The sequence below is a fragment of the Mesorhizobium sp. genome (genome assembly GCF_004962925.1).
Taxonomy (GTDB): Bacteria; Pseudomonadota; Alphaproteobacteria; order Rhizobiales; family Rhizobiaceae; genus Mesorhizobium.
In genome coordinates, this window is the sequence record NZ_SUEO01000070.1 from 16,046 (window position 1) to 26,416 (window position 10,371).

The following is a 10,371-nucleotide window of genomic DNA, read 5'->3' on the forward strand; positions in this document are numbered from 1 at the left end:
GTGCTTTTCGGCAAGCCGCCGCAGCCATTCCTCCGGAATGTTTTCGACGTCGACCGCGTTTTCGCCAGCCAGCGCTTCGACCCCCTTGAAGATATGCGAAAAGACCTGGTCGAAACGGTCGATGTGGCGCTCGTCCTTCACCAGGGCGGAGCGGGCGAGATAGTAAAAACCTTCGACATCGTAGTCGACCAGCCCCGCCTCCAGCCCTTCCAGCAGCGACAGATATTCCCGAAGCGAGACCGGAACCCGCGCAGCCTTCAGTTCGAGGAAGAAGGGGATGAACATGGCACCATCTATAGCAGATCATACTCGATGAAGCCGGTGCGCCGCGCCACGTGGTCGTACAGCTTGCGCGCGGTGGTGTTGGTCTCGTGCGTCATCCAGTAGACGTTCTTGACGCCGATCTTGCCGGCTTCCTGCTTCACCGCCTCGATCAGTGCGGCGCCGACGCCTTTGCCGCGCACATCCGGGTCGGCGAACAGATCCTGCAGATAGCAGTTGTTTACCTGCGACCAGCAGGAGCGATGGTAGAGGTAGTGCGTCAGGCCGACTGCCTTGCCGTCGAGCGTGGCGATGAACCCCTTCGGTTCGAACTCACCCGCCGTGAACAGCCGCTTCCAGGTGACGGCGTAGACGTCTTCCGGCAGCTTGGTTTCGTAGAAGGTGAGGTAGGCAGTCCACAGACGCTGCCAGTCGGCGTGGTCGGATTGCGCCAGTGGTCGGACGGTGATCTCGGTCATTTCATTTCCCTCTGAAGTCTGTAACCCGATCCATCCAACAGAATCGGGATCAGGAATATCTTTGCCTATCCCGCCGGCAAATTATACTCGCGAAAAGCGGTCGCAAGCATGTGCAGCGCCTCTCGTGCCCGCGGCGACAAAGCATGCGAATGCAAAACGATCTCCGAAGGCGCAATTGGCGGCAGGCCGAGTTTGCGGCCCACCTCGACCAGGCCGGGGGGAACGACACGGTGGGCGAGGGCGGCAATCGCGAAGCCGGCCGATACCGCGATGTTGACGGCCGCGCCGCCACCGCCCACGAATGCCTCATTCCAGGCGATGCCTGCCCTATCCAGCGCCTCGACCGCCCTCAGGCGGTCCGGGCAGTTGCATACGGTGCTTAAAAGAGCCAGGCGCAATGGCGTTCCGGGCCGCCATTCGAAGGCAGGGGCCGCGAACCAGCCATAGTGGGTGCGCGACAAGGCTTCGCCGCGTCGACTGTCATCTTCCTGGTGCACAATCACCGCATCCAGCTCGCCGCGATCGAAAGCTTCCTCCAGCATGGAGCTGGTGTCGATCCTTATGTTGAGCGCGAGCGACGGATCATGGGCATGAAGCTGGGCTATCAGTGTGGAAAGCTTAGGCCCCGCGACATGATCGACAAAGCCGAGAGCAAGCCGACATGGCGCTGCGGAAAACTCAGCGACGGCGCGTTCATGGGCGGCAAGAAATTCACGGGCCGCGGGAAGGAAAACCGCTCCCCTTGCCGACAGGGCCACACGGCGCGGGGTTCGTTCGATCAAGCGCGCGCCGAGCTTTTCTTCGAGCCGGCGCAGCTTGACGCTGATCGTCGCCTGGGTGCTCCCCATCGCGGCAGCCGCTCGGGTGAAGCTCTGCAGATCGGCCACCATGACGAAGGTGCGCACGGCGTCGACATCAAGGCTGGTCATCGCGATCATTCCATTTTGTCATTTCTGAAATAGAAATGCATAGTCTTTTTTCATGGTCAAGGCTCGTCTATGTCACTTCGGCCGCAGTTTGAAGGGCGCCGCTCGCAGCCCCTGTGAATGCTCCGATGGAAAGTGATCGATATGACGTTTCAAATTGACCGAAACACCGTTGCGCTTGCGGGCGTCTGCCTTGCCTCGCTGCTGTTCGGTCTCGAAATCTCCAGTGTACCGGTGATCCTTCCGAAACTGGAAAGCGTGCTCGCCGCCGACTTCAAGGATCTGCAATGGATCATGAACGCCTACACCATTGCCTGCACGACGGTGTTGATGGCGACGGGGACATTGGCCGACCGCTTCGGCCGCAAACGCGTGATGGTGATCACCACTATCGCCTTCGGCCTCGCCTCTCTGCTATGCGGCCTCGCGCCGACCGCTTCACTTCTGATCGTCGCGCGCTTTCTGCAAGGTCTTGCGGGCGGCGCTATGTTCACGTGCAGCGTGGCGGTGCTATCCCATCAGTTCCAAGACGGCAGAGAACGCGGCAAGGCCTTCGTTGCCTGGAGCGTCGTCTCGGGCATCGGGCTTGGTTTTGGTCCCGCCATTGGCGGATTGATCGTAACGCTGTCGAGCTGGCAGTGGGTGTTCCTCATCCATGTGCCACTCGCCATTCTTGCCCTGGTCTTCATCGGTGCCGGTGTCACCGAATCATTCGATCGAAACGCCCAGAAGCTTGACCGGGCCGGCATCCTCATGCTCTCGTTTGCGGTGTTCGGCTTCTCCTATCTGATCACGCAAGGGGCTGATCTCGGCTCTGGCGCCTGCATCGGCGTGGCAAGCGCGGCCGTGCTGGCTTTCATCGCGTTCCTTGTTGCCGAAAAGATCAATCCCTATCCGATGTTCGATTTCTCGGTGTTCCGCATCCGCCAATTTTCGGGAGCGATCCTGGGCGGCATCGGCATGAATTTCAGCTATTGGCCGTTCATCATTTATATGCCGATCTATTTTTCGGGCGTTCTCGGCTACGACAGCACCACGACCGGCCTGTTGCTGCTCGTCTACACGCTTCCCCTCATGCTGATGTCCTCGATCGCCGAACGCTTGCGCGCGCGCTATCAGGCGCGGGTGGCGATCCCGCTCGGGTTGCTGACATTGGGGATCGGCTTTATCGCCATGAGGATAGGTTCCGGGCTCGACGGAGCCAGCTGGCTGGCCATGCTGCCCGGCACGCTGATCGCCGGCATCGGCATCGGCCTGACCAATTCGCCGACCACCAACACCACGACCGGCTCAGTGTCGCCGGATCGTGCCGGCATGGCTTCGGGCATCGATATCAGCGCGCGCTTGATCACGCTCGCCATCAATATCGCGGTGCTGGGCTTGCTGTTGACGCAGGGGATTGTTTCTCATCTGCGGGACGCATTTGGCATGACCCTCGACCTGAATGAACTGCGCGCGCTGGCGGAGAAGATCGCCGCCGGAAATCTCGATGGCCTCTCGCAATACTCGCCCAAGCTCGCGACCCTGGACCCGTCCGGCGCCATCGTGCATGCCGCCTTGGTCAACGGTTTTGGCTGGGTCATGCTCTATAGCGGGATCGGCGTTCTTGCTCTTGCCGTCATCAGCTTCTTCATCTTCGGCCCCAAAAATGTCGCGCTGCAGGAAGCAAGGGGTCATCATACTGCTCAGAGCGCAAGCGAAGCCCGCTCGTAGCAACGGCCTTCCGGCTCGGCGTCAGAGGCCGAGTTTCTGCGGCCCAGGCCGACCGCTCCTCACCCCTGCCTTCTCGCCATGAAGGCTAGTCGCTCGAACAGATGCACGTCCTGTTCGTTCTTCAACAGCGCACCGTGCAGCTTGGGCAGTGCGTTCTTCGGATCGGAGCGCAGGTCTTCGGGCGCGATGTCGTCGGCGACGAGCAGGCGGATCCAGTCCAGCGCCTCGGAGGTCGACGGTTTCTTCTTCAGGCCGGGCACGTTGCGGATCTCGTAGAACTGGGTCAGCGCGGCACGCACCAGGTTCTGCTTGATACCGGGATAGTGAACGTCGACGATCCTGTGCAGCGTGTCGACGTCGGGGAAGCGGATATAATGGAAGAAGCAGCGGCGCAGGAAGGCGTCCGGCAGTTCCTTCTCGTTGTTGGAGGTGATGATGACGATGGGCCTGACTACGGCGCGGATCGTCTCGCCGGTCTCGTAGACGAAGAACTCCATTCTATCGAGTTCCTGCAACAAATCGTTGGGGAATTCGATGTCGGCCTTGTCGATCTCGTCGATCAGAAGCACCACCTTTTTGCCGGCGGAGAAGGCGTCCCACAGCTTGCCGCGTTTGATGTAGTTCCGGATGTCGTTGAAGCGCTCGTCGCCGAGCTGGCTGTCGCGCAGCCGCGAGACGGCGTCATACTCGTAAAGGCCCTGCTGCGCCCTTGTCGTCGACTTGACGTGCCATTCGATCAGCTCGAGGCCGAGCGCGGCCGCCACTTGCCTCGCCAGTTCGGTCTTGCCGGTGCCTGGCTCGCCCTTGACCAGAAGTGGCCGCTCCAGCGCGATCGCTGCGTTGACCGCCACCATCAGGTCCTTGTCGGCGACATAGGCCGCCGTGCCTTCGAAACGCATTGTTGCTCCTCGGTTTTTCATGGCAACCGTAAGGAGACAGTCCAGCCTGTGCAAGGCGCAGCGGCGAGGGCACAGTGAAACCTTGTGCCGGCGCAGTTCCAGGCAGGACTTCGCGACGAATTAAGCCGCCGAACATGGCTGTCTCTCTGGCGCTTGGTCGATCGTCGGCCTATATTGGGTGCGACGGTCTGCGCTTCCCGGCAGGAGAACATTTTCCCCGGGGCCTTAATGATCCCTAGGGAGCTGTCCCTGGGAAGACCCGTGGGTTTTCTCATACGGCGCCCACCTACTTTGTAGGTTCCCGGGATCGCTCTCTCCACCGGTTGTGTGGATCGTCACTCGACGCAAAGGATCCACTCACGCTTCGGTGGATCATGCGGTGGAAAACGTCGCTCTTAAAACTCCAATCAGATCCGACCTTTTCTACCTTGGCCCCATGACCTCTCCAAAAGAACTGAAAAGACATCTCCGCAAGGAAGCACTCGGGCGCCGCGACGCGCTCGATCCGTTCTGGCGTGTGGAGGCAGCGCTCGAAATGGCCGAGACGGCGCGGGACAGCATTGCGATAGAGCCGGGCCAGATCGTCTCCGGCTTCTGGCCGATGCGCTCGGAGGTCGACGTCCGGCCACTGATGTTCGCCTTGCGCGAAAATGGGGCAAGGCTTTGTCTGCCGGCCATTCTCGACAAGACCACCATCGTCTTTCGCGAACTGGTGCGTGGCGCGCCCATGGTCGACATGGGGTTCGGCACCGTCGGGCCGCATGATGAGGCCGAGGTGCTCGATCCCCAGGTTATGCTGGTGCCGCTCGCGGCTTTCGATGCGCGCGGCCACCGCATCGGCTACGGCGCCGGCTATTACGACCGTGCGATCGCGCGGCTGGTCGACAAGGGGCAGCCGCCGCGGCTGATCGGCATTGCTTTCGACTGCCAGGAGGTGGCGCTGGTGCCGGACGAGCCGCATGACATGATCATCCCGGAAATACTCACCGAGAACGGGTTGCGCCGGTTCGCGCCGAAATTGTAGATAAGTTCCTGGACGCATGGTCTTTTCCGAAAGTCATGCAGCTTTTTGCTTCGCTGACCTTTGGTTCGGGATCATGTTTAGATGAGACTTCTCTTTCTCGGCGATATGGTCGGCAAGACCGGGCGCACGGCGGTGTGGGAACAACTGCCCGGCCTGATCTCGGATTTCAAACTCGACTTCGTCATCGTCAATGGCGAGAATGCCGCCGGTGGCTTCGGCATCACCGAAGAAATTTTTCGCGAGACGATCTCGGCGGGTGCCGACGTCGTCACCACCGGCAACCATGTCTGGGACCAGCGCGACGCGCTGGTTTTCGCCCCGCGCGAGGAGCGCTTCCTGCGCCCGTCCAATTTCCCCAAGGGTACGCCGGGCCGCGGCTCCGGCGTCTACATCGCCAGGAATGGCGCGCGCGTTCTGGTAACCAACATCATGGGCCGGGTGTTCATGCATCCCGAACTCGACGACCCGTTCCAGGCCGGTGAGCGCGAGCTTGCCGCCTGTCCGCTTGGCGAGCAGGCGGATGCGGTGGTCATCGATTTCCACGCCGAGGCGACGTCTGAAAAAATGTGCTTTGCGCATTTCGTCGACGGACGCGCCAGCCTCGTTGTCGGCACCCACACGCACCAGCCGACCGGCGACCACCATATCCTCAATGGCGGCACCGGCTATATCTCCGACGCCGGCATGTGCGGCGACTATGATTCCTCGCTCGGCATGGATAAGGAGGAGCCGCTCAACCGATTTCTGTCGAAGGTGCCGAAAGGACGTTTCGAGGCGGCGACCGGCCCAGCGACATTGTGCGGCGTCGGCGTCGACATTTCAGATCGCAGCGGCCTGACCGAGCGGATTGCGCCGTTTCGCCGCGGACCGCGGCTCGAGGAAACTGCGCCGTCCTTCTGGTCATGACATTGATGTAAACGATTGTAATACCTAATTGCCGGCTACGCCTGCTTCAGATCGTTAAAGAGGGGACGACCTCCATGCAGCTCATCGAATTCCTGGCGCCACATTTCGCTTTTGTCTCCGACCCGACCGCCTGGGTCGCGTTGCTGACGCTGATCGTGCTGGAGGTCGTGCTCGGCATCGACAATCTGATCTTCATCTCGATCCTGACCAACAAACTGCCGGAGGCACAACGGGCCCGCGCGCGGCGGCTCGGCATTTCCGCCGCGCTGATCATGCGGCTGGTGCTGCTTGCCACCATCTCGATTATCGTCCAGTTGACGGCGCCGGTATTCACCGCTTTCGGCCATGGTTTTTCCTGGCGCGACCTGATCCTGATCGCCGGCGGCCTGTTCCTCGTCTGGAAGGCGACCAAGGAGATCCACCACACGGTCGATCTCGAGGATCACCAGGACACGATGATGGGCGAGACGCTGCAGCTTTCGCTGGCCGGTGCGATTTTCCAGATACTGCTGCTCGATCTCGTCTTCTCTATCGATTCGATCATCACCGCGGTCGGCATGACCGACGAGATCGCCATCATGTACATCGCCGTCATCGTGGCGGTCACCGTGATGATGCTGGCGGCCGGGCCGCTCGCCGACTTCATCGCCAAGAACCCGAGCATCGTCATGCTGGCGCTGAGCTTCCTGCTGATGATCGGCATGACGCTGATCGCCGATGGCATGGGCTTCCATGTGCCGAAGGGCTACATCTACGCCGCCATGGGTTTTTCCGCCCTCGTGGAGGGCCTGAATATGCTGGCGCGACGGCGGAGAAAGGCAAAGGCCGGCGGGCACTGAGATCGGCGCTTAGGGACGCCGCTGCGTTTTAACTTGCCGGCACGCCCTTCGGGTGGCGGTCGCCGATCAGGTCAAGCGTCAGTCCTTGCTCCAGCCACGCCTTGGCGCCGGCGAGCACCAGCGCGAAGCCATCGGTCGAGCCGATCGCCTGCTTGACCTGCTCGTCGGCACTGCCGGCAAAGCCGAAATTGCGAACTTCGACGAAGGTCGCGCCTCCCGGCATCTCGGTGAAGGTCCAGACCACCGTGGTCGGCGGATCGCTCCACTGCATGACGATCTTTCTGTCCTTGACGATCTCGCTGATCGTGACCGTCGTCGAGACGTCGTACATGCGCCACTCCCAGCGAACCTCCTTGCCGCTGTCCAGCCGGCCGCTGCCGTGCGTGAACCAGAATTTCGTGGTGATGGCCGGATCGACGATTGCTTCGAACACTTCGGCGACCGGCCGCCGGATCAGCATGCCGGCTTCGGCTACCGGGTTTTCGCGGATCTCCATGGGATGCTCCTTTCAGGCTTGGTGCTCACCAGGGGTCGGGTTCGCGCACCATGTGAACGATGTTGGCCGGATTGGTGATCCAGCCGCCGCGGAAATCTTCGCCCAGCGCCTCGATGGCGTCGCAGCGCACGACGCCGGCCTTGGCGAGATGACCTGCGGCGGCCGGAAAATCGTCGGTGAACAGCTCCAGCCACACCTCGGCCTGGCTCAGCATCGGCGCTTCATCGATCCAAAGGCGGTTGGGGCCAAGCTCGAAACCGATTGCCGGCGCCTTGGCGGTGAATGGCTTCAGCCCGACGACATCGCGGTAGAAGGCGATCGTGTCCTGGTATTGGTGCGGGGGCACTTTCATGGCGATGTTGATGCCGCCGGTGATCTTCGCGGTCATTGCTGGCTCCATTTTCATGTTCTGTTGTTATTGGTCGGCTCGCCCAGACCTCGCTATGCCAGATTGATCTGCCAGGAGACTCCGAACCTGTCGTTCAGCCATGCGAAACGGCGGCTAAAGCCATAATTGTCGGGCGGCATCAGAAACCCGCCGTCCTTTGCCATTGTCTCGACAATGCGGTTCAGTTCCTCCTCGGAGGAACAGTCCACATAGAGCGAGACCGACGGTGTGAACGTGAAGGCATGGTGCACGGGGCTGTTGAAGACCATTACGTCCAAGCCGCCGCCAATGGACAAGCGCGCCAGCTTGACCGTTCCTTCGGGGCCGTCTTCGCCGGGGCCGTAGCGTGTGGTTTCAAGAACGCTGCTGTCGGGAATGGTGTCGCAATAGAGGGCCATTGCCTCTTCGGCCTTACCCTCGAACATCAGGAATGGCGTTACTTTCCTCATCACCAGGCCTCTCTCACGGTCGCTCAGATATTGCCTTCGCTGGCCGGTTCACCCTTCATCTCGCTGCGGTAATAGCCGTCGCGCAAATTGATGCCGTATTCGACATAGGCCTTCATGCAGGCCAGCATCTGCGACCAGCCCTCGCAATTGAGGTAAGACTTCTTCAGGCCGACCGCGTCCTCGTGCCAGCCGGTCTCGGCGATGGTGACGAATGTGCCACCGTCGTCCAGTGGCTCGAAATTCATCTCGATGCGTGTCTTGTAAGCCGGCTTGCCGTCGGCGTCGGTTGCGTCCCAGCGCAGCACGATGCGGCTGTTCTTCTTCACCTCGTCGACTTCGACTGGCACCTTGCCCCACCAGACGACGCCGGCGCCGGCCACCAGCGGCGCGCTGGCCCCACCGATGGTGGTGAAATAGCCACTGAGCTTGGTCGGATTGACGACCGCGTCGAAGACTTCGGCGACGGGTTTGCCGATGCGGCACGAAACTCTGAATCCAAGGGACATATCCACAGCTCCTTCCTTGATTGGATCGACATTATGTTATATAAACATAACATGTCAAGCCGATCGCAAGACGACAATGTTTTCAAGGCGCTGGCGCATCCGCGCCGGCGCGAATTGCTGGACGAACTGAGAGATGAGCCGCGGACCACCGGCATGCTGTGCGATGCCTTTCCCGACATGGACCGCTGCACCGTCATGCTGCACCTGAAAGTGCTGGAAGAAGCCGACCTGGTCGTGGCGCGGCGCGAGGGGCGCGAACGCTGGAACCATCTCAATGCGCTGCCGATCAAACAGATCCACGACCGCTGGATCAGCCAGTACGCCACGCACGCGATCAGCATTCTCGACCGGCTGAAATCCGATCTGGAGGGATGAATGGCCACAACAATGCAGCTGACGGGCGTGTTGCGCACCACCGTTACGGCGCGGCTGGACGAATTGAGCCGATTTATCTATAAGCCGGCCATTCCGAGATAGAGCGCCGAACGTCCATCCGGACGCACCAGTGACGTTCTGAAATTTTGAATTCGAGCATTTTGGCAAAAGGCGAGGTGATTACCTCGCTGCAGGATGCTCTGCCAAGAAGACGACAGGGGTGCCATGGCTGGCCATTCGCAGTTCAAGAACATCATGCACCGCAAGGGCCGCCAGGACGCGGTGCGGTCGAAAATGTTTTCCAAGCTGGCGCGCGAAATAACCGTCGCCGCCAAGAGCGGCACGCCGGATCCGTCGATGAACCCGCGCCTGCGCTTGGCCGTGCAGAACGCCAAGGCGGTGTCGATGCCGAAGGACAACATCCAGCGCGCCATCAACAAGGCGTCGATGGGCGACGCCGAGACTTACGAAGCCGTGCGCTACGAAGGCTACGGACCGGGTGGCGTCGCGCTCATCGTCGAGGCGCTGACCGACAACCGCAACCGCTCGGCGTCGAATGTGCGTGCGGCCTTCACCAAGGCCGGCGGGGCGATGGGCGAAACCGGCTCGGTGTCGTTCATGTGGGACCGCGTCGGCGAAATCTTCTATCCGGCGTCAGTCGGCAGCGCCGAGAAGGTCATGGATGCTGCGATCGAGGCTGGCGCCGACGACGTCCAGTCGGACGAGGAGGGCCACACGATCCATTGCGCCTTCGAGAACCTCGGCGAGGTGTCGAAGGCGCTGGAAGCCGATCTGGAAGCCGCAAACCAACATTGCGGTCGACGAGGAGCGGGCACAGTCGCTGATGAAACTGGTCGCCACGCTCGAGGACGATGACGACGTGCAGAGTGTCTACGCCAATTTCGAGGTCGATGACGAGACATTGGCAAAGCTCAGCGCGGCATAGGTTTCAGTACGCTGCGCAGTACAAGCGCATGCGCATACCGCTGCCTTCTGTCACTCGTCTACCGTATAGATTTGTCAGTTGCTGACCCCGGGGGGTGGATGACCAACTACGACGAGGTTCGTTTTGCCGACGCGATGTCTTGGCCTCGCCGGGGTGGTATATGG

The 10,371-nt window shown here is 61.0% G+C and carries 12 protein-coding genes, 1 other RNA gene and 2 pseudogenes; 7 read left to right on the plus strand and 8 right to left on the minus strand.

Going from position 1 to position 10,371, the window contains the following annotated elements; genetic code table 11:
• The 3 genes and pseudogenes from E5W87_RS15970 to E5W87_RS15980 form a co-directional block, all read right to left on the minus strand.
• Positions 1–285 (minus strand): annotated as a pseudogene (locus tag E5W87_RS15970) (VWA domain-containing protein); the annotation flags it as partial.
• A gap of 8 nt (positions 286–293) precedes the next feature.
• Complete coding sequence (locus tag E5W87_RS15975; RefSeq protein WP_292399093.1) at positions 294–740, minus strand: GNAT family N-acetyltransferase; 447 nt, start codon at positions 738–740, stop codon at positions 294–296.
• 65 nt (positions 741–805) lie between these two features.
• Complete coding sequence (locus tag E5W87_RS15980; RefSeq protein ID WP_292399096.1) at positions 806–1,669, minus strand: LysR family transcriptional regulator; 864 nt, start codon at positions 1,667–1,669, stop codon at positions 806–808.
• Positions 1,670–1,810: 141 nt separating this feature from the next.
• Between E5W87_RS15980 and E5W87_RS15985 the strand changes: the two genes are divergently transcribed.
• Positions 1,811–3,379 carry an MFS transporter gene (locus E5W87_RS15985; protein ID WP_292399099.1) on the plus strand — a complete coding sequence of 523 codons (1,569 nt, stop codon included), beginning with the start codon at positions 1,811–1,813 and terminating at the stop codon, positions 3,377–3,379.
• A gap of 59 nt (positions 3,380–3,438) precedes the next feature.
• Here the strand turns inward: E5W87_RS15985 and E5W87_RS15990 are convergent, their stop codons facing one another.
• Entirely contained in the window at positions 3,439–4,278 is an 840-nt protein-coding gene (locus E5W87_RS15990) for a MoxR family ATPase (protein WP_292399103.1), read from the minus strand.
• A 182-nt stretch (positions 4,279–4,460) separates the two neighbouring features.
• On the opposite strand from E5W87_RS15990, the gene ssrS reads away from it, so the two are divergent.
• The 4 genes from ssrS to E5W87_RS16010 all read left to right on the plus strand — a co-directional run bounded on the left by ssrS (position 4,461) and on the right by E5W87_RS16010 (position 7,047).
• Positions 4,461–4,616, plus strand: a non-coding RNA gene (gene ssrS / locus E5W87_RS15995) — 6S RNA.
• Positions 4,617–4,714: 98 nt separating this feature from the next.
• Positions 4,715–5,302 (plus strand): 5-formyltetrahydrofolate cyclo-ligase, encoded by a 588-nt coding sequence (locus E5W87_RS16000; protein ID WP_292399106.1) that lies wholly within the window; start codon positions 4,715–4,717, stop codon positions 5,300–5,302.
• Positions 5,303–5,383: 81 nt separating this feature from the next.
• Positions 5,384–6,208 (plus strand): YmdB family metallophosphoesterase, encoded by an 825-nt coding sequence (locus tag E5W87_RS16005; RefSeq protein WP_126104514.1) that lies wholly within the window; start codon positions 5,384–5,386, stop codon positions 6,206–6,208.
• Between the two features lie 74 nt (positions 6,209–6,282).
• The gene (locus E5W87_RS16010) at positions 6,283–7,047 is read left to right on the plus strand and encodes a TerC family protein (protein WP_292399109.1); all 765 of its coding nucleotides are present in this window, start codon (positions 6,283–6,285) and stop codon (positions 7,045–7,047) included.
• A gap of 28 nt (positions 7,048–7,075) precedes the next feature.
• On the opposite strand, the gene E5W87_RS16015 is transcribed toward E5W87_RS16010, so the two are convergent.
• The 4 genes from E5W87_RS16015 to E5W87_RS16030 are packed head-to-tail and all read right to left on the minus strand — an operon-like array spanning position 7,076 to position 8,886.
• Positions 7,076–7,543 carry an SRPBCC family protein gene (locus E5W87_RS16015; RefSeq protein ID WP_292399112.1) on the minus strand — a complete coding sequence of 156 codons (468 nt, stop codon included), beginning with the start codon at positions 7,541–7,543 and terminating at the stop codon, positions 7,076–7,078.
• A 25-nt stretch (positions 7,544–7,568) separates the two neighbouring features.
• Positions 7,569–7,931 carry a hypothetical protein gene (locus E5W87_RS16020; protein ID WP_292399115.1) on the minus strand — a complete coding sequence of 121 codons (363 nt, stop codon included), beginning with the start codon at positions 7,929–7,931 and terminating at the stop codon, positions 7,569–7,571.
• Between the two features lie 53 nt (positions 7,932–7,984).
• On the minus strand, positions 7,985–8,380 hold the full coding sequence (locus E5W87_RS16025) for a VOC family protein (protein ID WP_292399118.1): 396 nt from the start codon (positions 8,378–8,380) through the stop codon (positions 7,985–7,987).
• A 23-nt stretch (positions 8,381–8,403) separates the two neighbouring features.
• Positions 8,404–8,886 carry an SRPBCC domain-containing protein gene (locus tag E5W87_RS16030; protein ID WP_292399121.1) on the minus strand — a complete coding sequence of 161 codons (483 nt, stop codon included), beginning with the start codon at positions 8,884–8,886 and terminating at the stop codon, positions 8,404–8,406.
• Positions 8,887–8,937: 51 nt separating this feature from the next.
• On the opposite strand from E5W87_RS16030, the gene E5W87_RS16035 reads away from it, so the two are divergent.
• Together E5W87_RS16035 and E5W87_RS16040 are read left to right on the plus strand one after the other, a co-directional pair.
• Positions 8,938–9,261, plus strand: coding sequence for a helix-turn-helix domain-containing protein (locus tag E5W87_RS16035; protein ID WP_292399125.1), 324 nt, complete (start codon positions 8,938–8,940; stop codon positions 9,259–9,261).
• A 225-nt stretch (positions 9,262–9,486) separates the two neighbouring features.
• Positions 9,487–10,207 (plus strand): annotated as a pseudogene (locus E5W87_RS16040) (YebC/PmpR family DNA-binding transcriptional regulator).
• The last annotated feature ends 164 nt before the right edge of the window (positions 10,208–10,371 follow it).